Here is a 25932-nt window from a genome sequence, read left to right on the forward strand (position 1 = left end):
AGCCCCGCCGATGGGACGGACCGGGTGGTTCGGGCGCGGAATTCGGCGGACCGCGGCTGCACCGCGGTCCGCCCGGCCCGGAGGGCATGCGCGCCGGTGTGACCGGAGTCACATCGGGAAAAGCCCGAGGGGCCCGGTCCGCCCGCACTCGGCGGGAGGACCGGGCCCCTCGGGGCCGTGCTAACGGCTTGCGGCTCAGGCGTCGCCGCCCGCGGCGCCCGGGTCGGCCGCCGCCACGTCGAGCAGCTGGTAGCGGTCGATCGCGTCCTTCAGCACGCTGCGCTCGACCTTGCCCTGCTTGGCCAGCTCGGTGAGCACGGCCAGCACGACGGACTGCGCGTCGATGTGGAAGAAGCGGCGGGCCGCACCACGGGTGTCGGCGAAGCCGAATCCGTCGGCGCCCAGCGACTGCCACTGGCCCGGCACCCAGCGGGCGATCTGGTCCGGCACCGCGCGCATCCAGTCGGACACCGCGACGAACGGACCCTCGGCGCCCTGGAGCTTGGCGGTCACGTACGGGACGCGCTGCTGCTCCTCGGGGTGCAGCAGGTTGAACTCCTCGGCCTCCACCGCGTCGCGGCGCAGCTCGTTCCAGGAGGTCGCGGACCAGACGTCGGCCTTGACGTTCCACTCCTCGGCCAGGATCCGCTGGGCCTCCAGGGCCCACGGCACGGCCACGCCGGAGGCGAGGATCTGCGCCGGGATCTGGCCGGCGGTGCCGGCCGCGTACTTGTACAGGCCCTTGAGGATGCCGTCGACGTCCACGTTCTCGGGCTCGGCCGGCATCTTGATCGGCTCGTTGTAGACGGTGAGGTAGTAGAACACGTCCTCGCCCGTCGGGTGCTCCTCGCTGGAGCCGTACATCCGGCGCAGACCGTCCTGGACGATGTGCGCGATCTCGAAGCCGTACGCGGGGTCGTACGCGACGACGCCCGGGTTGGTCGAGGCCAGCAGGTGCGAGTGGCCGTCGGCGTGCTGGAGGCCCTCGCCGGTCAGCGTGGTGCGGCCGGCGGTGGCGCCGAGCACGAAGCCGCGGGCCAGCTGGTCGGCCATCTGCCAGAACTGGTCGCCGGTGCGCTGGAACCCGAACATCGAGTAGAAGACGTACACCGGGATCAGCGGCTCGCCGTGGGTGGCGTAGGCCGAGCCGGCGGCGATCAGCGAGGCGGTGCAGCCGGCCTCGGAGATGCCGTCGTGCAGCATCTGACCGGTGGGCGACTCCTTGTACGCCAGCAGCAGCTCGCGGTCGACCGACTCGTAGGTCTGGCCGAGCGGGTTGTAGATCTTCGCCGACGGGAACAGCGAGTCCATGCCGAAGGTGCGGTACTCGTCGGGCGCGATCGGCACGAAGCGGTTGCCGATGCCCTTGTCCCGCATGAGGTCCTTGAGCAGCCGGACGAACGCCATGGTGGTGGCGATGGTCTGGTTGCCGGAACCCTTCTTGACCGCCTTGTAGGCGTCGTCGCCCGGCAGCTCCAGCTTGCGCGGCCGCACCTTGCGGGTCGGCACGTAGCCGCCCAGCTCCTGGCGGCGGTCGTGCATGTACTGGATTTCCTCCGAGTTGCGGCCCGGGTGGTAGTAGGGCGGGTAGCCCTCCTCCAGCTGCTTGTCGGTGATCGGCAGGTGCAGCCGGTCGCGGAAGCGCTTCAGGTCCTCGACCGTCAGCTTCTTCATCTGGTGGGTGGCGTTGCGGCCCTCGAAGTTGGGGCCCAGCGTCCAGCCCTTGACGGTCTGCGCCAGGATGACGGTCGGCTGGCCCTTGTGCTCGCGGGCGGCCTTGAACGCCGCGTAGATCTTGCGGTGGTCGTGGCCGCCGCGGCCCAGGTGCTGGACCTGCTGGTCGGTCATCGACTCGACCATCTTGCGCAGCCGCAGGTCGCCGCCGAAGAAGTTCTCGCGGATGTACGCGCCGGACTCGGTGGCGTAGGTCTGGAACTGGCCGTCCACCGTGGTGTTCAGCTTGTTCACCAGGACGCCGTCGCGGTCCTGCGCGAGCAGCGGGTCCCAGCTGCGGTCCCAGACCAGCTTGATGACGTTCCAGCCGGCGCCGCGGAACTGCGACTCCAGCTCCTGGATGATCTTGCCGTTGCCGCGGACCGGGCCGTCGAGGCGCTGGAGGTTGCAGTTGACCACGAAGGTCAGGTTGTCCAGGCCCTCGCGGGCGGCCAGGGACAGCTGGCCGAGCGACTCGGGCTCGTCCATCTCGCCGTCGCCGAGGAAGGCGTAGACGTGCGAGTCGGAGGTGTCCTTGATGCCGCGGTGCTCCAGGTAGCGGTTCATCCGGGCCTGGTAGATCGCGCCGAGCGGGCCGAGGCCCATCGAGACGGTCGGGAACTCCCAGAAGTCCGGCATCAGCCGCGGGTGCGGGTAGCTGGAGAGGCCGTACGGGGCCTTCGACTTCTCCTGGCGGAAGGCGTCGAGCTGCTGCTCGCTGAGCCGGTCCAGCAGGAAGGCGCGGGCGTAGATGCCGGGGGAGGCGTGACCCTGGAAGAAGATCTGGTCGCCGGACTCGCCCTCGGCGTCCTTGCCGCGGAAGAAGTAGTTGAAGCCGACGTCGTAGAGCGACGCGGAGGAGGCGAAGGTGGCGATGTGGCCACCCACGCCGATGCCCGGGCGCTGCGCCCGGGAGACCATCACCGCGGCGTTCCAGCGGGTCGCGTTCAGGATCTTGCGCTCGATCTCCTCGTTGCCGGGGAAGAACGGCTCGTCCTTGGTGGCGATGGTGTTGACGTAGTCCGTGCTGCGCATCTCGGGCACGGCGACACGCTTCTCGCGGGCGCGCTCGATCAGCCGCAGCATCAGGTAACGGGCACGCTCACGCCCCCGCTCGTCGATGGCCGCATCGAGCGACTCCAGCCATTCCGCGGTCTCCTCGGGATCGAAGTCCGGGACCTGACTCGGAAGGCCGCCAATGATGATCGGGTTGCGATCGGATCCGGAAGCCACGCTGTTCCTTCACTGTCGGTCGAAACTAGAGGTGTGTCGCGCCGCCTCCATCGTGCTACCGCGCTCGGAGATCCGTCATCTCTACCGATCGGTAACCGCTCTCCCTGACAGAAGGAGCGGTCTGGTGATGTGCGGTTCGGACAGCGTCGTCCGGGCCGCGCACCCCCGGGTGTTACGAACAGAGGTGGTCCGACCTGGTTTCCCGCCCGTCCGATGGCGGACGGCCGGGCTGAGGGCCATCAGGAGACTCTACGCCCGCGCACGCGCGGACCCGAATGCCGTTCGCATCTCGGGCGTGCGTACGGCCTGTGGACCAGGACCACCCGAAGCATCCTTGTCCCATGCAGAGAAGGGCAAATCGGTGTGATTCCCGACACGTCGCCCGGCGTGTCCCGGCGCGACACGTCAACCTTTGGAGGGGATCGGGGGTCGGGTACTTGCGCGAACCGCCGCGCCCGTGTGGACTACGGCCACAGCCTCGGCATGGACGCCGAGCCGAATACTGGAGGTTATTCCCGTGAGCGCGACCGCGGACCCCGCGGACAAGTCCAACCCGGCAGCTCGTCTCGGCTTCGAAGAAGGCCAGATCATCCAGGAGCTGGGGTTCGACGAAGACACTGACCAGGACCTCCGCGAGGGCATCGAGGAGATCACCGGGACGGATCTCGTCGACGAGGACTACGACGACGTCGCCGACGCCGTCCTGCTGTGGCACCGCGACGACGACGGGGACCTCACCGACGCCCTCGTCGACGCCCTGGAATACCTGGCCGAGGGCGGCCTGATCTGGCTGCTGACGCCCAAGACCGGCCGGGACGGCCACATCGAGGCCTCGGACATCGCCGACGCGTCCCGCACCGCCGGCCTCTCCCAGACCAGCTCGATCGCGATCGCCAAGGACTGGGCCGCGACCCGCCTGGCGACCAAGTCGACCGCCAAGCCGGGCAAGCGCTGAGCGCCGCCTGACAGGCCTCACCGGGCCCCGCCGGAGCACCCCTCCGGCGGGGCCCGGTCGTTTTCCGGCCCGGCCGTCCTCCGGGGCCGACGGAGGCGGGCGGGGGACGGCGCCCCGGACGGCGGCGGCGGGGACGGCGCCCCGGACGGCGGCGGCGGGGACGGCGCCCCGGACGGCCGAACTGTTCGCCCAGGGCGAAAGCGGTGGCCCCGGACGGTGCGGTGCTCACCCGTCCGGCCCAGTCGCTCCCGGCGAATGCGAGGATGACGCTCGTCGCGCCACCCGCGCGGCCCAGTCGCGTCGAGTGGGAAAGGTCCCCGCATGGCCATCGAGATCGGCACCGAGGCTCCGGACTTCGAGCTCAGGAACCAGCACGGCGAGCCGGTCAGGCTCTCCGACTTCCGGGGCGGGAAGAACGTCGTCGTGGTGTTCTACCCGTTCGCGTTCACCGGTGTCTGCACCGGCGAGGTCTGCGCGATCCAGAAGGAGCTGCCGCGGCTGCAGAACGACGAGGTGCAGGTGCTCGGCGTGTCCAACGACTCGCCCTTCAGCCAGCGGATCTTCGCCGAGCAGGAGGGCCTGGAGTTCCCGCTGCTCTCCGACTTCTGGCCGCACGGCGAGGTCTCCCGCGCCTACGGCGTCTTCGACGAGGAGAAGGGCTGCGCCGTCCGTGGCACCTTCGTGATCGACAAGGCCGGCGTGGTCCGCTGGAGCGTCGTGAACGGCCTGCCGGACGCCCGTGACGAGCAGGAGTACCTGGCGGCCGTCGGCGCCCTCTAGAGCCGGTCGCCCGGCCCCTCGCGGGCTTCGCCCCGCCCGCGTTGGGCCGGTTCCCCGGCGCGGACGGGAACCCCGCACTACGATCGGCTCGTTGGCTGGTCAGAGGCCCGGACGGTTCGCTTCGGAGTCTCGGACCGCACCACGGGGGCACCGAGGAGTGCCTCCCGAATCTTGGAGGACAAGTGGGTGTCAGCCTGAGCAAGGGCGGCAATGTCTCGCTCACCAAGGAGGCCCCGGGCCTGACCGCGGTGGTGGTCGGTCTCGGCTGGGACGTCCGCACCACCACGGGCACGGATTTCGACCTGGACGCCAGCGCCCTGCTCTGCAACGACCAGGGCAAGGTCGGCTCGGACGGCAACTTCGTCTTCTTCAACAACCTCACGAGCCCCGAGGGCTCGGTCGAGCACACCGGTGACAACCTCACCGGTGAGGGCGAGGGCGACGACGAGCAGATCAAGGTCAACCTGGCCACCGTGCCGGCCGACGTTCAGAAGATCGTCTTCCCGGTGTCCATCTACGACGCCGAGAACCGGTCGCAGAACTTCGGCCAGGTCCGCAACGCGTTCATCCGCGTGGTGAACCAGTCGGACAACAAGGAGCTGGCCCGCTACGACCTCTCCGAGGACGCCTCCACCGAGACGGCGATGGTCTTCGGCGAGCTGTACCGCAGCGGCGTCGAGTGGAAGTTCCGCGCGATCGGCCAGGGCTACGCCTCCGGTCTGCGCGGCATCGCCCAGGACTTCGGCGTCAACGTCTGAGTCGGGCGGGGCCGGTGACGGCCCGGTGCAGGGATGCGAACGGCCGGGGCGGCCGCGGACGCGATGGCGTCGGCGGCCGCCCCGGCCGTTCCGTCGTTCCCGTCGCACTGGAAGGATGGGAGTTCAGGAAAGTTCAGCCGGCTCGAAGGGGCCGGACGGGGTCGCGGGGGAATAGACCTGAGATGCGCCCCGGGAGGCAAGGGAGGAAGGACAGCCCATGAGTGTCACGCTCGCCAAGGGCGGCAACGTCTCGCTCACGAAGGCCGCGCCGAACCTGACGCAGGTGCAGGTCGGTCTCGGCTGGGACGCCCGGTCCACGACCGGCGCGCCCTTCGACCTCGACGCGAGCGCCCTGCTCTGCTCGAACAACCGGGTGCTGGGCGACGAGTACTTCGTCTTCTACAACAACCTCAAGAGCCCCGAGGGCTCGGTCGAGCACACCGGTGACAACCTCACCGGTGACGGCGACGGCGACGACGAGGTGGTCCTGGTCAACCTGGACCTGGTGCCGGCGCAGGTCGACAAGATCGCCTTCCCGGTGTCCATCTACGACGCCGAGAACCGGTCGCAGAACTTCGGCCAGGTCCGCAACGCCTACATCCGGGTGGTCAACTCGGTGGACGGCCAGGAGATCGCCCGCTACGACCTCTCCGAGGACGCGTCCAGCGAGACCGCGATGATCTTCGGCGAGCTGTACCGGTACGCGGGCGAGTGGAAGTTCCGCGCGGTGGGCCAGGGCTACGCGTCGGGCCTGCGGGGCATTGCTCTCGATTTCGGCGTAAACGTACAGTAAAGGCCGCGATCGTCATGATCGTCCCGCCATGAACCCGAAAGGTAACCAAGTCCCGTGTTCCTCCGCACATTCGGCTGGTCATTCGCGATCACCATTCTCGGACTGATCGCCGCCGGCCTGCTCTGGGGAGCCGAGGGATTCGGCGTCGTGCTGATCCTCTCCATCCTGGAGATCTCCCTCTCGTTCGACAACGCGGTGGTCAATGCCACGGTGTTGAAGCGGATGAACCCGTACTGGCAGAAGATCTTCCTGACCATCGGCGTGCTGATCGCCGTGTTCGGTATGCGGCTGATCTTCCCGCTGCTGGTCGTCGGCCTCACCGCGCACCTCAACCCGGCGACGGTCATCGACCTCGCGCTGCACAGTGACAAGACGTACGAGGGCCTGACCTACGGTCAGTACCTGGAGGAGGCCAACCCGGCCATCGCCGCCTTCGGTGGCGTCTTCCTGCTGATGATCTTCCTCGACTTCATCTTCGAGGAGAAGGACTACAACTGGCTGGCCTGGATCGAGCGCCCGCTGGAGAAGGTCGGCAAGCTGGAGGCCTTCTCCACCGTCGTCGCCCTGGTCACCCTGCTGCTCGCGTCCAACTTCTTCGCCGACGGGCACGCCGAGACGGTGCTCCTCGCCGGTGTGCTCGGCCTCGTCACCTACCTCAGCGTCAACGGCCTCGCCTCGGTCTTCGAGTCGGGCCTGGAGGCGGAGACCGAGAAGGAGGAGGCGGCCGAGAAGGCCGGCAAGTCGATCGTCCAGGTCGGCGGCAAGGCCGCGTTCTTCCTCTTCATGTACCTGGAGGTGCTGGACGCGTCGTTCTCCTTCGACGGCGTGGTCAGCGCGTTCGCCATCTCCAGCGACATCTTCCAGATCACCCTGGGCCTCGGCATCGGCGCGATGTACATCCGCTCGCTGACCGTCTTCCTGGTCCGCAAGGGCACCCTGGACGACTACGTCTACCTGGAGCACGGCGCGCACTACGCGATCGGCGCGCTCGCGGTGATCCTGATGGTCGGCATCGAGTACCACATCCCGGAGATCGTCACCGGCCTGATCGGCGTCGCCTTCATCGCGCTCGCCCTCGGCTCGTCGATCCTGCGCAACCGGCGCGAGGGCGCCGGCGGCGGGGGAGACGGGGAGAAGGAACTGGTGGGCAGCGCCCAGTAGTCCCGCGGCACCCTCCGCGACAACGCCGAACGGCCGTTCCTCCCGAGTGGGGAACGGCCGTTCGGCGTTGCACGGGGCGGATGCTCAGCCGAGCTGCTGCTCGATGGCGCGCAGCTTGCGCTCCAGCGAGTCCAGCTTGGGCATCGACAGGGTGTCGTCGTCCGGCGTCAGGTCGATGGCCGAGCTGCTGCGGTAGGACGAGGAGGACGAGGAGGACGAGGAGACCGAGGAGGAGGTTGCGGTGGTGCCGCGGGTCCGGCGGCCGGTCTCCAGGGAGCCCAGCGCGGAGGCGCCGGCGGTGGTGGAGAGAGCGTCGGTCCCGGCGGCTAGGGCAGGCTCCGTAGCGCTCGGGCCGTCTCCGGCGGCGGCGAGGGCGGGCACCTGGCGGCCACCGCGGTTGCGCGAGAGCATGCCGCCCGACTGGCGCGAGATGGCCTTCAGCTCGGCGCGCTCGCGGCGGTCGGCGCTGCGGGCCCGGATCTTGGCGTCCAGCTTGGCCTGGCGCTCCTCGCGCACCTCCTCGACCGCCTCGTCCAGGCTGCGGACGTTCTCCAGCAGCATCAGCGACCAGGCGGCGTAGGTCTCCCGGGGCGCGCGCAGCCAGCGGACGATGCGGATCTGCGGCAGCGGGCGGGGGACGAGGCCCTGCTCGCGCAGCGCGGCCTTGCGGGTCTGCTTCAGCGCGCGGTCGAAGAGGATCGCGGCCGAGATCGACATGCCGGAGAAGAACTCCGGGGCACCGTCGTGCGAGATGCCGCGCGGGGCGTGCACCCAGTTGAACCAGGCCGAGGCGATCGCGAACACCCAGACCAGCAGGCGCGAGCCGAGCGCCGCGTCACCGTGGCTGGCCTCGCGGACGGCGAGCACCGAGCAGAACATCGCCGCGCCGTCCAGGCCGAACGGCACCAGGTACTCCCAGCCGTTCGACAGGCCGAGGTTCTCCTTGCCGAAGCCGACCAGGCCGTGGAAGGAGAGCGCGGCCGCGACGCCGGCGCAGCAGAACAGCAGGACGTAGGAGGAGATCCCGTAGATCATCTCCTTGCGCCGGCGGCGCTCCTCGCTGCGCTCCCAGGAGTCGCCGGAGTCCTGCTTCCGGTTGTTGTTCTTGAAGCGCAGCGTCGCCACCAGGATGGCGGTGAACAGCAGGGCTGCGCCGCCGATGACGGTCCAGACCAGCTGTATGGAGGTCAGGTTCATTGCGGGTCGGGCCTCGGGTTTCCGCAGGGGACAGGTCACAGTGCGACACGGTGGTCAGGGCTCGTCCCCGGGACCGGGCCTGACGATGCGTCGTGGTCGGACGGGTGGCCCGGCGCACCCGGAAAGGGGCGGGCGGGACACCTGTGCGGCTAGACGATATCGCGTCCGAAGGGGCCGCATGGTACGGGAGGTGGCCTTCGCCCCGCCAATCGACCCGCCGGTGGCCGGGCGGTGTCCGCGCAGCGGCGGTGGGTAGGGGAGTTCGGGTACCCGCGGGCGGGTTGATGCCCGATCATGGAGCGGCGGACCGTCAGAGCGACTGACGGGGCTGGGGGAGGACGGCATGGCCTCGATTTGGGAGTACCTGCGCGGGGAACGGAACACCCTCGACACGGGCGGCCAGTTCAAGGTCACCCTGACCAAGTCCTCGCCGCAGCACGCGATCACCGGTGCGGCGGCGACCACCGGCTACCTCTACGTCAACCTGCACTGGACCACCCGGACGGGGCCGCCGCGGGCGTCCACCCGGGACGCCGTGCGACGGCTCCTCAACCCGCGCATCCTCAGGCCGATGGAGCCGGACTCCGGCCAGAGCGCCCAGCACAACGTCGACCTCGACCTGGCCTGCATGTACGAGTTGACGGACGGCAGGCGGGGCGTGGTGCAGCCGCTGGGCGGCCTCCTCGGGGACCTCCAGAGCCCGCCGTACGTCAAGCTCAGCGGCGACGACCAGTACGGTGCGCCGTCCGGCGAGACGATGTACATCAACCTGGAGAAGAAGGACCAGTTCAAGCGGCTGCTGGTGTTCGTGTACATCTACGACGGCACGCCCGCGTTCGAGCAGGCCAACGCGGTGGTGACGATCGTGCCGCAGTCCGGGCCGCGGATCGAGGTCAAGCTGGAGGAGCGGGCCCCGGCGGCACGGTCCTGCGCGGTGGTGCTGATCGAGAACTCCGGGGACAACACGCTCACGGTGCGGCGCGAGGTGCGCTACGTGAACGGGTTCCAGGCGGACCTCGACCGGCTGTACGGCTTCGGGATGCAGTGGCAGCGCGGGTACAAGCCGGAGTGAGCCCCGGCCCGGTGGCCCCGGGTCCTCCGGGCGAGGCTTCGGCGACGGTCCTGGTGGGGCCCGGCGCGGACTAGCGCGGCTGGAACTGCGGGCCCTGCGGGGGCAGCGCGAACTCCTCGGCGGGGGGCGCCGGCTGCGGCGCGGTGTTCGGCGGCGGGTAGCCGTAGCCGCCCTGCTGAGGGGCCTGCTGCTGAGGGGCCTGCTGCCGCGGGTGGTCGTACGCCGGGGCCGGGGGCTGGGGGTAGCCGTAGGCGGCCTGCGGCGGGTAGCCGTAGCCGCCCTGCTGCGGCGCGGGGGGCGCGGTGTTCGGCGGCGGGTAGCCGTAACCGGGCCGCCCGGCCGGCGGCGCGTTCGGGGCCGGCGGGACGTTCGGCGGCACCGTGGGCGGGTTGGGCGGCGGCGGGGGCGTGTTGGCCGGGACGCCGACCGGCGCCGGCGCGCCCTGGGCGGCGGCCTGCGGCTGCGGGACGGCCGGGGCCAGGGTGAAGGTGCCGGGCTCGGGCCGGCCGGCCGGCCGGGGGTCGGGCAGCGCGGTCCGCGGGTCCGTGGCCGGGGCGGCGGGCGGCCCGGCCTGGGTCTGGGCGGACGCGGCGCCCTCGTCCTCGACGGTGATGCCGAAGTCGGTGGCCAGGCCGATCAGCCCGGAGGCGTACCCCTGGCCGACGGCGCGGAACTTCCAGGCGCCCGCCCGGCGGTAGAGCTCGCCCGCGACCAGCGCGGTGACCTCGTCACCGTCGGCCATCGCGAACTCGGCCAGGGCCGGTGCCCCGTCGCCGGCCGCGGCGTCGAACAGTTGCAGGCGCAGCCCGCCCACCGCGCGGAACGATCCGCCCTCGGAGGACCCGGCCAGCACCACCCGGTCGACGTCGGCCGGCAGCTTGGCGAGTTCGGCCTCGACGGTGTCGGTGATCTCGCCGCCGTCGGCCGACTGTTGCTTGGGCAGGTGGCGCACCAGGCCGGACGGATGGCGCGGCTGGTTGTAGAAGACGAAGTCGGCATCCGAACGGACCTTGCCGCCCGGGCCGAGCAGCAGTGCGGAGGCGTCCACGTCCGGCGCACCGGGCGTGGCGCTCCAGCGCAGCACGGCGCGGACCGCCGCCACCGGCAGTGCGATGTTGGCGCCCTTGGCCATCACGTGCGTCATAGCCGACCATCCTGCCTGTTCGCCACCCCTTCGGACAACGTGACCGGGGGAGGCGTCGTGGTGGGACTTTGCCAACGCTTGCGGTTTGTGAAGTGGAGGGTAACCTTCCGAGAATTCGCCATTGCGGAACCGGCGCGCGCCCGGAGCCGTCCGTACGATGGGCGGACGGGGGCCTCGCGGGCCGGTCGACGGTGACCGGCGGGAACCGGGCCGGGAACCACCAGGGCCGTCGAGCCGGTTGAACCGGGTGCAGCACGGGGCTCCTCGCGCCCCTCCCCGCCTCCGCCGGACCGGCGGCCGAACTCCTGAGGAGAGCACCTTGCGCCACTTCGGCCACCTCGCGGACGACGTCCGCGACCGGCTCTTTCTCGCGGCGCCGGGCGAGTTCGCCCCGGACGGCGACCCGGCCGTGCTGGCCACCGCGCTGGGCGCCACGCTCTACAGCCCCGCCACCCGGCCGACCCTGCGCGCCGACATCCGCAAGCAGGCCGCCCAGGGCGTCGTCTCGATGGTCCTCTGCCTGGAGGACGCCATCGCCGACCACGAGGTCCCGGATGCCGAGGCCAATCTGGTGGCCCGGCTCGGCGAGCTGTGGACGGAGGTCACGGAGGGTGCTGACACGACCGGGACCTCCACTGGTTGCGCACAGGATCTTCCCCTCCTCTTCATCAGAGTGCGGACCGCCGCCCAGCTCACCGACCTCGCCGAGCGGCTCGGACCGGCGATCGGCGTGCTCACCGGCTTCGTGCTGCCCAAGTTCACCGAGGAGACCGGCGGGGACTTCCTGGAGGCGCTCGCCGCGGCCGAGACGGCCGGCGGGCACCGGCTGTTCGCCATGCCGGTCCTGGAGTCCCCCGAGCTCGCCCACCTGGAGACCCGCCGCGAGCAGCTGTTCGGGATAGCCCGGCTGCTCGACAAGCACCGCGAGCGCGTCCTCGCCGTCCGCCTCGGCGTCACCGACCTCTGCTCCGCCTACGGCCTGCGCCGCTCGCCCGACCTGACCGCGTACGACGTCGCCCTGGTCGCCTCGGTGATCGGCGACGTGGTCAACGTGCTCGGCCGTGCCGACGGCACCGGGTTCACCGTCACCGGACCGGTCTGGGAGTACTTCCCGGTCCAGGAGCGGATGTTCAAGCCGCAGCTGCGCCGCACCCCGTTCGCCGAGGCCGAGCCCTCGCGCGAGGCGGTCCGCCGGCGGATCATCGAGCACGACCTCGACGGGCTGATCCGCGAGATCGAACTCGACCGCGCCAACGGCCTGTTGGGCAAGACCTGCATCCACCCCAGCCATGTGCCCGCGGTGCACGCGCTCTCCGTCGTCACGCACGAGGAGTACAGCGACGCCCGCGACATCCTCCAGCAGGAGCGCGGCGGGGGCGGGGTGCTGCGCTCGGCTTACACCAACAAGATGAACGAGGCCAAGCCGCACCGGGCCTGGGCGGAGCGGGTGATGCTGCGCGCCGAGGTGTTCGGGGTGGCCCGCGAGGACGTCAGCTTCGCGGAGCTGCTGGCGGCCTGCCTCTGCCGCTGAGCCGGCCCACCTCCGACCGTTTGCCCACCGCACCGCACCACCGAAAGCAGGACCCCTTCGTGACAGCAGCAGAGCAGGAGCGCACCGGAGCGCAGGAGCGCGCCGACGGGCAGGAGTGGACCGGCCGTTGGGTGGCCGAGCGGGCCGGCGTCACGCTGACCGGCTCCGAGCGCCTCCCCGAACTGGTCGGCCTCGCCCTGCGGGAGAACCGCAAGCGCGCCCACCTGCTGGTCTCCACCGTGCTCGGCAAGCACGTCCCGCAGCGTCCCGCCGTGGTGCACGGCGCCGGCCTCGAACTCGGCCGCCGGGTCCGCGAGCTGCTCGGCCCGCTCGGCGGGCAGGCCCTCGACCGCGCCGTCGTGCTCGGCTACGCGGAGACCGCCACCGGCCTCGGCCACAGCGTCGCCGACGGGCTGGACGCCCCCTATCTGCACTCCACCCGCCGCCCGGTGCCCGGGATCGCCCCGCTCGGCGGGTTCGAGGAGGAGCACTCGCACGCCACCTCCCACCTGCTGCTGCCCGCCGACCCCGGGCTGCTGGCCGGCGACGGGCCGCTCGTCCTGGTGGACGACGAGTTCTCCACCGGCACCACCGTGCTCAACACCATCCGCACCCTGCACGCCCGCCACCCGCGCGAGCACTACGTGGTGGTCGCGCTGGTCGACCTGCGCGGCGCCGCGGACCGGAAGCGGCTCGCCGACACCGCCGCCGAACTCGGGGTCCGGCTGGACCTGGTGGCGCTGGCCGGCGGCGGCGTCGACCTGCCCGCGGACATCCTGGACCGGGCCGAGCGGCTGATCGCCGAGGCCGGGTCGCCGGCTGCCTCGTCCGCCCCGACTACTTTGTCTGCCTCATCTACTTTGTCCGTTCCGGTGGCCCCGGCGGCGCCGTTGGTGCGGGTCGACCTGGCCTGGCCGGCGGGGCTGCCCGACGGCGGGCGGCACGGCTTCACGCCGGAGCACCGGGCCCGGCTGGAGGAGGCGCTGCCCGCGCTGGCGGAGCAACTGGCGGAGGCCGTCGGCGAGGGTGACGGGGGCGACGGCGGGCGGGTGCTGGTGCTCGGCTTCGAGGAGCTGATGTACGCCCCGCTGCGCCTCGCCGGCGCCCTCGCCGAGCGGCTGCCCGGCGGCACCGACCGCGTCCACAGCTCGACCACCACCCGCTCGCCCGTCCTCGCCGTCGACGACCCCGGCTACGCCATCCGCACCCGGCTGGCCTTCCCCGCCCACGACGACCCGGCCGACGACTCCTCGCGCGAGCGCTACGCCTACAACGTCGCCCCCGGCGCCGACCCGGCCCGCCGCTTCGGCACCGTGGTCCTGGTCGTCGACGACGTCGCCGACACCCCCGCCCTGCACCGGGGCGAGCGCGCCCTGCTCGGCCAGCTGCGACAGGTCACCGACCGGGTGGTGCTCGCCGTGCTGCCGTCCCACCGGCCCGCCGCCGCGCTGCCGGGGCCGCTGTACGGCCCGGAGTTCTCCTCCTACCGCGCCGACGAGGTGGGCTGGCTGCTCAAGGACCTCTCCGGCGTCGCCCTGGAGGCGCCCACCGAGGAGCGCGAGGAGGCCGTGCAGAGCGGCGGCGCCCACTACGCCGAGTCGCTGCCGGTCGAGTACCAGCCGAGCCCCGAGTACCAGGAGCTGTTCCACCAGGCCCTGCGGGCCTCCGCCCGGCGGATCGCGCTCGCCGTCGGCACCGTCGCCGAGACCCTGCTGCGCGAACGCGGCCCCGGCCTGGTGCTCGCCTCGCTGGCCCGCGCCGGCACGCCGGTCGGCATCCTGATCCGCCGCTGGCTCGCCGCCGGACACGGCGTCGACGCACCGCACTACGCCGTCTCCATCGTCCGCGGCCGCGGCATCGACCCGGTCGCCCTGCGCTACCTGGACGCCCACCACCGGGCCGCCGACGTGGTGTTCGTCGACGGCTGGACCGGCAAGGGCGCGATCACCCGGGAACTCGGTGAGGCGCTCGCCGGGACCGGCTTCGACCCCGGCCTCGCCGTTCTCGCCGACCCCGGCCGCTGCGTGGCCACCTTCGGCACCCGGGACGACTTCCTGATCCCCTCCGCCTGCCTCAACTCGACCGTCTCCGGCCTGGTCTCGCGCACCGTGCTGCGCGCGGACCTGATCGGCCCGGACGACTTCCACGGCGCCAAGCACTACACCGAACTGGCCGGCGCCGACGTCTCCGGCGCCTTCCTGGACACCGTCGCCGACCACTTCGCGGACGTCCGGGCCGAGGCCGTCGCGGCCGCCGGGCGCTTCCTCGCCCCCGAGCACGCCGCCGAGCGCGCCCCCGACTGGGCCGGCTGGGCCGCCGTCGAGCGGATCAGCGCCGAGTTCGGCATCGACAACGTCAACCTGGTCAAGCCCGGCGTCGGTGAGACCACCCGGGTCATGCTGCGCCGCGTCCCCTGGCGGGTGCTGGCCCGGCGCGGCGCGGGCGCCGACCTCGACCACGTCCGGCTGCTCGCCGCCCAGCGGGGGGTCCCGGTCGAGGAGGTGGACGACCTGCCGTACTCCTGCGTCGGCCTCATCCACCCCCGCTACACCCGTGGGGCGACCGGCGCCTCCGGCACGGCCGTCCTGGTGAAGGAGTCCTGAGCCCGATGACTGGTTACCTGAGCGGTGGCATGAACGGTGGCTCCGCGGGGCGCTTCGTCGTCGCGAGCGACCTCGACCGCACCCTGATCTACTCCAACCGCGCCCTCGCCCTCGACGTGCCGGACCGGCTCGCGCCGCGGCTGCTCTCGGTCGAGGTGCACGACGGCAAGGCGCTCTCCTTCATGACCGAGGAGGCCGCCGGACTGCTCGTCGAACTCGCCCGCGAGGCGGTGCTCGTCCCCGCCACCACCCGCACGCGGGCCCAGTACGAGCGGGTCAACCTGCCGGGCCCGACGCCCGGCTGGGTCCCGCCGTACGCCATCTGCGCCAACGGCGGGCGGCTGCTCGTCGACGGCGTGCCGGACACCGACTGGCAGGACGAGATGGCCGCCCGGCTGGCCGGCGGGGCGGCGCCGCTGGCCGAGGTGGTCGAGCACCTGGCGCTCTGCGCCGACCCCGAGTGGACGCACAAGCGGAGGGTCGCCGACGAGCTGTTCGCCTACCTGGTCGTCGAGCGCGCCGAGCTGCCGCAGGGCTGGCTCGCGGAGCTCACCGGCTGGTGCGCGGAGCGCGGGTGGACCGTCTCGCTCCAGGGGCGCAAGGTGTACGCGGTGCCGGCGCCGCTCAGCAAGAGCGCCGCGCTCGCCGAGGTCGTGCGGCGGGTCGGCGGGGCCACGGTGCTCTCCGCCGGGGACTCGCTGCTCGACGCCGACCTGCTGCGCGCCGCCGACGCCGCCTGGCGGCCCGGCCACGGCGAACTGGCCGACACCGGGTGGACGGCGCCCGGCGTCACCGCGCTGGACGAGGTGGGCGTGGCGGCGGGCGAGGAGATCGCCCGCCGCTTCCTGGCCCGGGTGCGCGGCGAGGCCGTCGAGCCCGCCGCCGAGGCCGTCCCGGTGTCCTAGCGCCGTCCCGGCGCTCTCCTAGCCGCAGCAGCCGCCACCGCAGCAGCCCCCGCCGCCACCGGCCGACGGGGCCTGCTGCGGGGCGCCGCCGGCGGAGGCCGCGCCGGTGACGGCGACGGTCGACAGCAGCTTCACGGTGTCCGGGTGGCCCTGCGGGCAGACGGCGGGGTCGTTGGCCTGCGCCATCGGACGGCGCAGCTCGAAGGTGGCGCCACAGGCGCGGCAACGGAAGTCGTAACGAGGCATGCCCGCCAGCGTATCCGCGCGGCCGCCCGCTGTCCGGTGGTGCTGTCCCGCCCGCTACCTCGTCGCGCCGCCCAGCTCGCCGCGGATCAGCTCCACCACCTCGGCCGCCGTCTCCCGCACCGCCGCCAGCTCGGTCAGGAACCGCCAGTAGTCCGGGTGCCGTCCGGCCGACTCCAGCTCCGCCACCGCGCGGTCCAGCCGGGCCACCGCCGCGTCCAGCGGCCCCGCGTGCCGCGGATCCGGCGCGTGCCGCCCGGCCATCGCGAGCCGCTGGGCGTCCCGCAGGGCGAACCGGGCCCGCTCGACCTCCCTGTTGGGGTCGATCTGCACCTCGTTCAGCTGTCGCAGCCGCTCGTTCACCGCGACCACCGACCCGTCCGCCGTCTCCAGCAGCGCCCGCACCGTCCCCAGCGCGCCGGTGGCGTCCGCCCAGCGCTGCTCGTCCCGGGCCCGGGCGGCCTCGGCGAGCTTGCCCTCGGCGGCCCGCCGGGTCTCCGCGACCTGGTCCGGAACCCGCTGGAGGTCCTGCCAGCACGCGATGGTGAACCGCCGGCGCAGCTCGCTCAGCGCCGGCTCCACCGTCGCGGCCTTGGTCTCCAACGCCTGGATCCTGGTCCGCAGGCTGGCCACCCGGCGGTCGATCTCCCGGGCCCGCTCCGGCAGTTGCCCGGCCTCCGCGGCGATCGCCTCCGCGCGCTCGCGCACCCGGTCCGCGCGCTCCAGCGTCCCCGGCACACCGTGCTGCGCCACGCCCTCGTTCAGCCGCCCCAGCTCCGGCGCCAGCTCGGCCAGCCGCACCGCCAGCTCGTCCGCCCGCAGCCCGGCGCCGCGCGCGCCGTCCAGCGCGTTGCTGGCGGCCAGCAGCGCCCGCTTGGCCTGGTCGATCGCCGGGGTCACCCGCATCAGCTGCTGCTCGGCCCGCTCCAGGGTGGGCTGCAGCTTGCGCAGGAAGTCGTTCAGCTCCGCGAGCGCCGACCCGAGCTGCCCCTTCACGTCGTCCAGCTGGTGCTTGGCGCGGGCGGCCGTCCCGGACTCCAGGTCCTCCGCGTCCAGGTCGTGCGCGTCGAGGGCGGTCAGGTAGTTCACGGTCACCTGGTCGACCCGGCCGGAGATCGCCTCGAAGTCCGCCACCGCCCGCCGCGCCGTCGCGCCGTCCCCGGCGGAGCGCACCGTCTCCACCGCCAGCCGCGCCTCGCGCTGGGTGGAGTCCACGTCGTAGAACGCCTGCTGCGCCGCGTCCCGCGCCGCCCGGGCGTCCGCCCGCATGCCGTCCCCGCCGCGCCGCCCGAACCAGCCCCCGCCGGCCCCGAACGACGCCGCCCCCGCAGCCCCCAGCGCACCCGCGACGACCAGCGGCAGCACCAGCGCCTTGGCCACCCCACTCCCCGGCCACCGCCGCCCGCCTCCGCCGGCCACCCTCACTGCGCGCTCCCTGGTTCGCGACCGTTGATCCACCACCCATTCTTCCCGATCACCCCGCCCCACCGGCACCCCACCCACCCCACCCCCCGACCACCTGCACCACATCACCCCCCGGACCAGGTACCCTAAGCATTCGTCGTGCGCCCGAACCGGGCCCACACGACCGGGGGCGCGTAGCTCAGCGGTAGAGCGCTGCTCTTACAAAGCAGATGTCGGCGGTTCGAAACCGTCCGCGCCCACCGACACGAAGGGCCAGTTCGGGAGGATCGCTCCTCCCGAACTGGCCCTTGATCGTTCCCGGGGTAGTCCCAGTCCGGTCGTGTCACTTGCGTGTCAAGTGCCGGCAGTGCCGGCTCAGTGCGCAGAGCGGTGCGAAGCCGGCACTGCTACGCGGCTGCCGTCAGAACGACTCCGCGGCGTGTTGCGGTCTGCTTCGAAGAGGGCACGGCGCTGGACGCGACAAAGAGGCAGTTCGGGTGCTTCTGCATGAGAATCAGCCACTCGCGCAGAGTTGCATTGAGGCCCACGGGCACGACTTCGGTCGGTTTCTCGGGGACCGCCTGGGACATGACCATGGCAATGACCTGCGATTCGTGTTCGGTCATCAGGATGACATCGTGTTCGTGATGGCCCATTCGTTCCATGACGAGCCGTGCCGGCTCCTCGGGCGCGGCGATCACCACGACATGACGTCCGTGCTCGTCGGTGGTCGCTGTGCTCTCGACGAGGTACTGCAGCAGGCCGGGGTGGAACGCTTCGTCGCCGCGCTCGCGGATCGCTGTGCGGTGCTCCGTGAATTCGTCGTCGGGTAGATCGTCGCTGATGAGTTTGACCATGGGGGATGCGAGGAGGTGATCGATGACATTCATCTCGGCCCGGGTCGGGTAGGTGAATCCATCGTCGAGTCCGAGGTGCCGGAGCCACTCGTTCACCTCGCTCCACAACCACGCTCGTGATCGACCTGCTGTTCCCTCGGGAAGCGGGAACGACTCCGCGGTTGCCTGGCGCTCCCCGTTCGCCCACTGCGTGACGTTCTGGCGGGATCGCCCACTGCGCTCGGCGATCTCCGGAACACCCACCAGGCCTCTGTCCAGTCGCTCCAGCCGGAGTCCAGGGACGGCTTGGGCGATCTCGTTGGCAATGCGCATCGCCGCGTCCACCGCGCCGGCTCCGTCGGCCGCGACGGTCAGGAGATTGACGCCGGCGCCGAGGAACAGCATGGCGTCGAACTGGTCTTCAAGGGCGTCGACGATGTGTACGTCATCGACCGTCGCCCCTGAGACGACGAAGGTGAGCTCGTACGTGCTGAGTGGCCCCATGCCCGCCATGCTCGCACCCCTGTTGACAAGCGTCAACAGGAAAACCGGCATAAACTAGGACATTCTGGCAAAGTGGCACTTGCCGATTCAGCAGGTGTCAGTCTCGGTTCATTCCGGTCAGATTGCGCTGTGGAGAGTCTGCCGGGAGCGGGCAGCGCGATGCTTCGCGCTTGATCCGCTTGGCGGCGTTGCCGGCGTCGCGCGGAGTCCCCGGGATGGGGAGTGTCGTGCAGCGATTGTCGCAGGGGCACCGAAGTCGCGCCTTGTGTCCCTCCTTGAAGATCCGCCAGCCATCCGCGATCAGTGGCGCGATGGCGTCGCGGATCTCCTTCGACTGGATGTCGCGGAGCCCCAGTTCCTTACCCACCATTGATCGCACCTGCCCCTCCATCGACCACCAGGGGTCGACTGGAGGCCGGGGTTGCCCCTGACGTGGCGGCTCGGGGGGCCGATCCGACGTGCCCGTCGAACATGTCGACGCGAGCGATCTGCAACGCGCAAGGCCTGGAAACGATCAAGGAGTTGCTTCTCCTTCGAGGGTGTCAATCATGAGATAACTCACCCGATCAGCTTACGCCCAACTGCCTGCCCGAGTTGGCCTGTGGGGCGTTGGCCGGTGAGTGAGCGTCACTTCACGGCGCTTGATGGATGCCTGTCGCGGGGTCGACTGCCCAGGGGGGTGAATGACCCAGATCGTCAATGGGTCGGCGCCCACTCTGCGAACGATGGAACGACGGCTGCGGCCCGGGCCGGGACACAAGTCCCGGGCCGGGCCGCAGTGGTGTGTGGGGGCGGGTCCGGGTGGCGGCGCTTGGGGGGCGGGGGGTGGTGGGGTGTGTTTGTGTGGGCGCTAACCGTTTGGGAGAGGTGAGCCTCCGTGTCCGTGCCGCCGTTCGGTTCCAATGACCCTTTCTCCGATCTGCTCAGCCGGTTCTTCGGGATGAGCCCGCTGGCGTCGCCGCCCGCCGTGCAGCGGGTGCCGATCGGGCGGCTGTTGAGTGAGTCGGCGCAGGAGCTGCTCGCCACGGCCGCTCAGCGGGCCGCCGGGGACGGGAGCAGTGATCTCGACACCGCGCACCTGGCGTGGGCGGCCACCCGGGTGGAGCCGTCGCGGCGGATGCTGGAGCGGGCGGGGGTCGATCCGGACCGGTTGGCGGAGGACCTGGGGAAGGTCCTGCCGGCCGGGGGTGAGGACGGGGTGCCGGTGGTGGACGGGCGGCCCGCGTTGACGCCGGCCGCGAAGCGGGCGCTGCTGGCCGCGCACGCCCGGTCGCAGGGGGCCGGGGCCTCGTACATCGGGCCGGAGCACATCCTCGGCGCGCTGCTGGAGGAGGAGCGGTCGGGCGCGGGGGCGGCGTTGCGCAATGTCGCGCCCTCGCAGGAGGCGCTGCGCAGTGTCCTCGGCGGCGAGCGCGGCGAGCACGGCCAGCGGGGCGAGCGGGGTCAGCGGGGCCAGGGCGGGGAGCGGCAGAGCTCGACGCCGACGCTGGACGAGTACGGCCGCGACCTCACCGAGGAGGCCAGGGCGGGCCGGCTGGACCCGGTGGTCGGCCGGGCCGAGGAGATCGAGCAGACCGTCGAGATCCTCTCCCGCCGCACCAAGAACAACCCGGTGCTGATCGGCGAGCCGGGGGTCGGCAAGACGGCGATCGTGGAGGGGCTGGCGCAGCGGATCGTCTCCGGGGACGTCCCGCAGAGCCTCAAGGAGAAGCGGGTCGTCACGCTGGACCTCACCGCGCTGGTGGCCGGGTCCAAGTACCGGGGCGAGTTCGAGGAGCGGCTGAAGAGTGTGATCGACGAGGTCACGGCGGCCGAGCAGAGCGTGATCCTGTTCCTCGACGAGCTGCACACCGTGGTCGGCGCCGGCAGCGGCGGCGAGGGGTCGATGGACGCGGGCAACATCCTCAAGCCGGCGCTGGCCCGCGGTGAGCTGAGCGTGGTCGGCGCGACCACCCTGGACGAGTACCGCAGGCACATCGAGAAGGACGCCGCGCTGGAGCGCCGCTTCCAGCCGGTGCTGGTGCCGGAGCCGAGCGTGGAGGAGACGGTCGAGATCCTCCAGGGCCTGCGCGACGCCTACGAGGCGCACCACCAGGTGCGGTTCACCGACGAGGCGCTGGACGCGGCCGCCGCGCTCTCCGACCGCTACGTCAGCGACCGCTTCCTGCCGGACAAGGCGATCGACCTGCTGGACCAGGCCGGCGCCCGGGTGCGGCTGCGCAGCCTGAGCGGTTCCACGCTCGCGATGCCGGTCCAGGACCGGATCACCAAGCTGCGCCGCGAGTTGGAGGAGGCGGTGGCGGACGAGGAGTTCGTCCGGGCGGCCAATCTGAAGACCGAGCTGCGGCAGACCGAGGACGAGCTGGCCGCGATCGCCGAGTCCCGCGAGGAGGTCGTGGCGGTCACCGCGGAGGACATCGCCCAGGTGCTCTCCAGCCGCACCGGCATCCCGGTCGCCGAGCTGAACGCGACCGAGCGCGAGCGGCTGCTGCGGCTGGAGGAGCACCTGCACGAGAAGGTGATCGGCCAGGACCAGGCCGTCACGGCGGTGGCCCAGGCGGTGCGCCGCGGCCGGGCGGGGATGGGGGACCCGGACCGGCCGACCGGCTCGTTCCTCTTCCTCGGCCCGACCGGGGTCGGCAAGACCGAACTCGCCAAGGCGCTGGCCGCGCTGCTGTTCGGCGACCCGGACCGGATGATCCGCTTCGACATGAGCGAGTTCCAGGAGAAGCACACCGTCTCCCGGCTGGTCGGCTCCCCGCCCGGGTACGTCGGCTACGACGAGGCGGGCCAGCTCACCGAGGCGGTGCGCCGCAAGCCGTACAGCGTGCTGCTCTTCGACGAGGTGGAGAAGGCCCACCCGGACGTCTTCAACCTGCTGCTCCAGGTGCTGGACGACGGGCGGCTGACGGACGCGCAGGGCCGTACGGTCGACTTCCGCAACACCGTGGTGATCATGACGAGCAACATCGGCTCGCAGCGGATCCTCGACCATGCGGGCGAGGTCGAGGAGATCCGGGACGAGCTGATGCGGGACCTGCGCGGGCGGTTCCGGCCGGAGTTCCTCAACCGGATCGACGAGGTGATCGTCTTCCACGCGCTCACCCGCAAGGACCTGCTCCAGGTGGTGGACCTGCTGCTGGACCGCTCCCGGCGCCGGCTCAAGGCGCAGGACATCGGGCTCGAGGTGACGGAGGGGGCGAAAGAGTGGCTGGTGAACCGCGGTTACCAGCCGGAGTTCGGGGCCCGGCCGCTGCGGCGGACGATCCAGCAGGAGCTGGACAACCGGATCTCCAACCTGCTGCTGGACGGCACCGTGCGGGAGGGGGACACCCTCGTCGCGGAGGTGTCGGACGGGGCGCTGACGGTGGCGCCCGCCCGCCCCGCGTAGCGCCCGCCCCGAGTGGCCCCCGAGTAGCGCTCCCCGATCAGCCCCGCCCCGACCGGCGGAGAGACGGTGGGCGGCGCGCCCGGGGAGCCCCCGGCGCGCCGTCCGCGTCCGCGCCGGGTCAGGCGCCCGGGAAGACCTCGCGCAGCAGCGGGTCCGGCAGGCCGCGCTTGCCCCACTCGCGCGGGTAGCCGAGCGAGACCTCCTCGAACGGGACGCCGTCGTAGCTGGTGCGCCGGGGGATGTGCAGGTGCCCGTAGATCATCGTGGCGGTGTTGAACCGGCGGTGCCAGTCCGCGGTCAGCTCGGTGCCGCACCACTGGGCGAACTCGGGGTACCAGAGGACCTCGGTGGGCTGCCGGACCAGCGGGTAGTGGTTGACCAGCACCAGCGGCAGTCCGGGGTCGTGCTCGGTGAGCCGCTTCTCGGTCAGCCGGACGCGCTCGCGGCACCAGGAGTCGCGGTCCGGGAACGGGTCCGGGTGCAGGAAGCGCTCGTCCGCGCAGACGATGCCGGAGGCGTAGGCGGCGGCCAGCGACTCCTCCTTGGTGGTGGTGCCGGGTGCCCGGAAGGAGTAGTCGTACAGCAGGAACAGCGGGGCGACGGCGACCGGTCCGCCCGCGCCGGTCCACACCGGGTACGGGTCCTCGGGGGTCACCACGCCGAGCTCGGCGCAGATGCCCAGCAGGTGCTCGTAGCGCTCGACGCCGCGCAGCTGGACCGGGTCGTTGGGGTGGGTCCACAGCTCGTGGTTGCCGGGGGCCCAGATGACCTTGGCGAACCGTTCGGCGAGCAGGCCGAGGGCCCAGCGGATGGTGGTGGTGGACTCGGCCACGTCGCCGGCCACGATCAGCCAGTCGTCCGGCGAGCCGGGTCGCAACTGTTCGACCAGGTCGCGATTCTGCTGGTACGAGACGTGCAGGTCGCTGACGGCGAGCAGCCGCCCCCCGGCCCCGCCCCCTCGCGTGCCGTCCGTGTGGTTGTCGCCCGCCATGTCAGCCCCCCAGGTGGTCGTCCCTGCCGTTCGGGCCACAGTACCGGGGTCCGGCGGCCGGAACACGGTGTCCGGATCTCCGTTCGGCGTTCGATCCCTTGACAGGGCGTCATGTCCGCGCCAGCTTTGGGGCACCCCCCACACCGAGAGGTCTCTCATGAAGAAGCCGCTCATAGGCGCGCTGGCCGCGCTCCTCACCGCCGGGGCGACCGCCCTCGCCGGAGCCCCGGCCGCGACCGCCACCACGACCGCCACGGCCGGCGCCGCCGAATCGGCGCAGGCCGGCAAGGTCGCCGCCGTCACCTTCGCCGGCACCGTGGCCCTCAGCAACTGTTCCGGCTCGCTCGTCCGGTTCCCCGCCTCCACCGCCAACGACCCGGCGCTGGTGCTCTCCAACGGCCACTGCCTGGAGGCCGGTATGCCCGGCCCCGGCCAGGTGGTCGTCAACCAGGCCTCCAGCCGCAGCTTCACCCTGCTGAACGCGAGCGGCGGATCGCTCGGCACGCTGCGCGCCAACAAGCTGGTCTACGGCACCATGACCGACACCGACGTGTCGATCTACCAGTTGAACACCACCTACGCCGCGATCCAGTCGCGCTACGGCATCGCCCCGCTGACGGTCGCGGCCACCCACCCCGTCCAGGGCACCTCGATCAAGGTCGTCTCCGGTTACTGGAAGCGGATCTACTCCTGCTCGGCCGACGGCTTCGCCTACCGGCTCAAGGAGGCGGACTGGACCTTCAAGGACTCCCTCCGCTACACCTCCACCTGCAACGTCATCGGGGGCACCTCCGGCTCGCCGGTCGTGGACGCCACCAGCGGCCAGGTCGTCGCGGTGAACAACACGATCAACGAGAGCGGCCAGCGCTGCACCCTGAACAACCCGTGCGAGGTGGACCAGAACGGTGTGGTGACCGTCCGTCCGGGCATCGGGTACGCCCAGCAGACGTACACCATCCCCGCGTGCTTCAGCACCGGGAACAGGCTCGACCTGACGAAGGCCGGCTGCACCCTGCCGCGCCCCTGACCAGCACTTTCGTCCCTGATGGGCCATTCGCGACCGGCGGGTGGCCCATTCGGCCGTCTACCGGACGGCCGGTCCGCCCGGCGGCCGCGTGCCGGCTGCCGGAGAGTGGTACGGACCACGGTACCGCCCAGTTCCGTTGAACCGATGGAGAGTTGATGACCACCACGATCAGAAGACTGCTGGTCGCCGTTCTGCTGATACCGCTGCTCGGCCTCGGCCTCGCCCCGACGGCCCTCGCCGCCGGGACGCAGGCGCCCGCAGCCGCCTCGGCCGCCGACGACCCGTCGGCCGACATCAAGGACCGCCTGGCGGCGATCCGCGGCCTGACCGTCACCGAGGAGCAGCCCACCACCACCGGCCACCGCTTCTTCCTGCTCACCTACACCCAGCCGGTCGACCACAACCGGCCCTGGCTGGGCAGCTTCCAGCAGCGGCTGAGCGTGCTGCACCGCGGCTACGACCGGCCGACCGTCTTCTTCACCAACGGCTACACGCTGCGCACCGCGCCCACCCGCACCGAGCCGGCCCGGCTGGTCGACGGCAACCAGGTCTCCATCGAGTACCGCTTCTTCACACCGTCCCGGCCCGAGCCCGCCGACTGGTCCAAGGCCGGCATCAAGCAGGCGGCCACCGACGCGCACCGGCTGATCACCGCGCTGAAGCGGATCTACCAGCAGGAGTGGCTCTCCACCGGCGGCTCCAAGGGCGGCATGTCCTCCACCTACCACCGCCGCTTCTTCCCGGACGACGTGGACGGCACCATCGCCTACGTCGCGCCGAACGACGTCGACGACCGCGAGGACTCCGCGTACAGCCGGTTCTTCCAGAACGTCGGCACCCCCGAGTGCCGCGCCGCGCTGACCGGCACCCAGCGTGAGCTGCTGGCCCGCCGCGACCGGCTGGGGGCCCGCTACGCCGCCGACAACGCCGCCGCCGGCTCCGCGTTCACCACCATCGGCAGTGCCGACCGGGCCTACGAGCTCGCCGTGCTGGACTCGGTCTGGGCGTTCTGGCAGTACAGCCTGGAGGCCGACTGCGCGAACGTCCCGGGCGCCGCCGGCACCGACGACGCGCTGTACGCCTGGCTGGACGCGCAGGTCGGCATCACCGGCAACAGCGACCAGGCGCTCGCCGGGTACACCGCGTACTACTACCAGGCCGGCACCGAGCTGGGCTCGCCCGCGTTCGACGTCTCGCACCTCAAGGGCCTGCTGCGCTACGACTACAAGGAGCTCTACGCGCCGCGCAGCTACGTGCCGCGCAGCATCCCGATGCGGTTCGACCCGTCCGCCATGCGCGACATCGACCGCTGGGTGCGCCACTCCGCCGAGCGGATCATCTACGTCTACGGGCAGAACGACCCGTGGGGCGCCGAGCCGTTCCGCCTCGGCCGGGGCAGCGAGGACAGCTACGTCTACACCGTGCCCGGCGGCAACCACGGCGCGAACATCTCCCGGCTGCCGGCCGCCGAGTCCACGGCGGCCACCGCCAAGGTGCTGGAGTGGGCCGGCCTCGGCGACGCCGCCGCCAACGCGCTGACCGGCCGGTACCAGGTGCCGCCGATCGGTCCGCTGGACGAGGCCGGGCTGAAGCTGGACCGCGTCCGGCTGTAGTCCGCTCCACCGGTACGACCACGAGAAGGGCCGCCCGCCTGCCGGGCGGCCCTTCGCCGTGCGCGGGCCCTTCGCCGT

Annotated in this window: 20 protein-coding genes and 1 tRNA gene; 13 read left to right on the forward strand and 8 right to left on the reverse strand. The window is 71.8% G+C overall.

Translation table 11 applies throughout. From position 1 onward, the window contains the following. Nucleotides 1–195: 195 nt before the first annotated feature. On the reverse strand, nt 196–2946 hold the full coding sequence (gene aceE / locus ACFZBX_RS24475; RefSeq protein WP_391535921.1) for a pyruvate dehydrogenase (acetyl-transferring), homodimeric type: 2751 nt from the start codon (nt 2944–2946) through the stop codon (nt 196–198). A 517-nt stretch (nt 2947–3463) separates the two neighbouring features. Between aceE and ACFZBX_RS24480 the strand changes: the two genes are divergently transcribed. The 5 genes from ACFZBX_RS24480 to ACFZBX_RS24500 all read left to right on the forward strand — a co-directional run bounded on the left by ACFZBX_RS24480 (nt 3464) and on the right by ACFZBX_RS24500 (nt 7393). After that, a complete protein-coding gene (locus ACFZBX_RS24480) occupies nt 3464–3901 on the forward strand; it encodes a DUF3052 domain-containing protein (RefSeq protein ID WP_380764308.1) in 438 nt (145 codons plus the stop codon). 321 nt (nt 3902–4222) lie between these two features. After that, entirely contained in the window at nt 4223–4681 is a 459-nt protein-coding gene (locus ACFZBX_RS24485; RefSeq protein ID WP_380764307.1) for a peroxiredoxin, read from the forward strand. Between the two features lie 182 nt (nt 4682–4863). After that, nucleotides 4864–5439: a TerD family protein gene (locus ACFZBX_RS24490; RefSeq protein ID WP_391535922.1), complete on the forward strand. Its 576-nt coding sequence runs from the start codon at nt 4864–4866 to the stop codon at nt 5437–5439. Between the two features lie 217 nt (nt 5440–5656). Continuing rightward, nucleotides 5657–6232, forward strand: coding sequence for a TerD family protein (locus tag ACFZBX_RS24495; protein WP_380757073.1), 576 nt, complete (start codon nt 5657–5659; stop codon nt 6230–6232). 54 nt (nt 6233–6286) lie between these two features. After that, nucleotides 6287–7393 (forward strand): DUF475 domain-containing protein, encoded by a 1107-nt coding sequence (locus ACFZBX_RS24500; protein WP_391535923.1) that lies wholly within the window; start codon nt 6287–6289, stop codon nt 7391–7393. Nucleotides 7394–7477: 84 nt separating this feature from the next. Here ACFZBX_RS24500 and ACFZBX_RS24505 read toward each other — a convergent pair whose 3' ends face one another. After that, entirely contained in the window at nt 7478–8590 is a 1113-nt protein-coding gene (locus ACFZBX_RS24505; protein ID WP_391535924.1) for a DUF2637 domain-containing protein, read from the reverse strand. Nucleotides 8591–8933: 343 nt separating this feature from the next. On the opposite strand from ACFZBX_RS24505, the gene ACFZBX_RS24510 reads away from it, so the two are divergent. Beyond that, nucleotides 8934–9662 carry a Tellurium resistance gene (locus tag ACFZBX_RS24510; protein ID WP_391535925.1) on the forward strand — a complete coding sequence of 243 codons (729 nt, stop codon included), beginning with the start codon at nt 8934–8936 and terminating at the stop codon, nt 9660–9662. A 70-nt stretch (nt 9663–9732) separates the two neighbouring features. Here the strand turns inward: ACFZBX_RS24510 and ACFZBX_RS24515 are convergent, their stop codons facing one another. Beyond that, nucleotides 9733–10806 (reverse strand): TerD family protein, encoded by a 1074-nt coding sequence (locus ACFZBX_RS24515; RefSeq protein WP_391535926.1) that lies wholly within the window; start codon nt 10804–10806, stop codon nt 9733–9735. Nucleotides 10807–11125: 319 nt separating this feature from the next. Between ACFZBX_RS24515 and ACFZBX_RS24520 the strand changes: the two genes are divergently transcribed. Genes ACFZBX_RS24520 through ACFZBX_RS24530 form a run of 3 tightly spaced genes read left to right on the forward strand, consistent with a single transcriptional unit; the run spans nt 11126 to nt 15845 of the window. Further along, nucleotides 11126–12337, forward strand: coding sequence for an HpcH/HpaI aldolase/citrate lyase family protein (locus ACFZBX_RS24520; protein ID WP_391535927.1), 1212 nt, complete (start codon nt 11126–11128; stop codon nt 12335–12337). Nucleotides 12338–12396: 59 nt separating this feature from the next. Beyond that, nucleotides 12397–14940, forward strand: a complete 2544-nt coding sequence (locus ACFZBX_RS24525; protein WP_391535928.1) for a phosphoribosyltransferase — start codon at nt 12397–12399, stop codon at nt 14938–14940. A 5-nt stretch (nt 14941–14945) separates the two neighbouring features. Next, a complete protein-coding gene (locus ACFZBX_RS24530) occupies nt 14946–15845 on the forward strand; it encodes an HAD family hydrolase (protein WP_391535929.1) in 900 nt (299 codons plus the stop codon). Between the two features lie 18 nt (nt 15846–15863). Here the strand turns inward: ACFZBX_RS24530 and ACFZBX_RS24535 are convergent, their stop codons facing one another. Both ACFZBX_RS24535 and ACFZBX_RS24540 read right to left on the reverse strand, forming a co-directional pair. Next, nucleotides 15864–16091: a zinc ribbon domain-containing protein gene (locus tag ACFZBX_RS24535; protein ID WP_350546499.1), complete on the reverse strand. Its 228-nt coding sequence runs from the start codon at nt 16089–16091 to the stop codon at nt 15864–15866. Between the two features lie 54 nt (nt 16092–16145). Beyond that, the gene (locus ACFZBX_RS24540) at nt 16146–17468 is read right to left on the reverse strand and encodes a hypothetical protein (RefSeq protein WP_391535930.1); all 1323 of its coding nucleotides are present in this window, start codon (nt 17466–17468) and stop codon (nt 16146–16148) included. Nucleotides 17469–17680: 212 nt separating this feature from the next. Between ACFZBX_RS24540 and ACFZBX_RS24545 the strand changes: the two genes are divergently transcribed. Then, nucleotides 17681–17752: transfer RNA gene (locus ACFZBX_RS24545), tRNA-Val, on the forward strand. A gap of 147 nt (nt 17753–17899) precedes the next feature. Here ACFZBX_RS24545 and ACFZBX_RS24550 read toward each other — a convergent pair. Then, nucleotides 17900–18883: a helix-turn-helix transcriptional regulator gene (locus ACFZBX_RS24550; protein ID WP_391535931.1), complete on the reverse strand. Its 984-nt coding sequence runs from the start codon at nt 18881–18883 to the stop codon at nt 17900–17902. A 46-nt stretch (nt 18884–18929) separates the two neighbouring features. Next, the gene (locus ACFZBX_RS24555; protein WP_391535932.1) at nt 18930–19202 is read right to left on the reverse strand and encodes a hypothetical protein; all 273 of its coding nucleotides are present in this window, start codon (nt 19200–19202) and stop codon (nt 18930–18932) included. 570 nt (nt 19203–19772) lie between these two features. Between ACFZBX_RS24555 and ACFZBX_RS24560 the strand changes: the two genes are divergently transcribed. After that, nucleotides 19773–22223 carry an ATP-dependent Clp protease ATP-binding subunit gene (locus ACFZBX_RS24560; RefSeq protein WP_391535933.1) on the forward strand — a complete coding sequence of 817 codons (2451 nt, stop codon included), beginning with the start codon at nt 19773–19775 and terminating at the stop codon, nt 22221–22223. 118 nt (nt 22224–22341) lie between these two features. Here the strand turns inward: ACFZBX_RS24560 and ACFZBX_RS24565 are convergent, their stop codons facing one another. After that, a complete protein-coding gene (locus ACFZBX_RS24565) occupies nt 22342–23214 on the reverse strand; it encodes a metallophosphoesterase family protein (RefSeq protein ID WP_391535934.1) in 873 nt (290 codons plus the stop codon). A gap of 157 nt (nt 23215–23371) precedes the next feature. Here ACFZBX_RS24565 and ACFZBX_RS24570 point away from each other — a divergent pair, with 157 nt between their 5' ends. Continuing rightward, a complete protein-coding gene (locus tag ACFZBX_RS24570; protein WP_391535935.1) occupies nt 23372–24241 on the forward strand; it encodes a serine protease in 870 nt (289 codons plus the stop codon). A gap of 155 nt (nt 24242–24396) precedes the next feature. Then, nucleotides 24397–25854: a S28 family serine protease gene (locus tag ACFZBX_RS24575; RefSeq protein WP_391535936.1), complete on the forward strand. Its 1458-nt coding sequence runs from the start codon at nt 24397–24399 to the stop codon at nt 25852–25854. Nucleotides 25855–25932: the final 78 nt, after the last annotated feature.

The sequence above is a fragment of the Kitasatospora sp. NPDC008115 genome (assembly GCF_042957205.1).
GTDB lineage: Bacteria > Actinomycetota > Actinomycetes > Streptomycetales > Streptomycetaceae > Kitasatospora.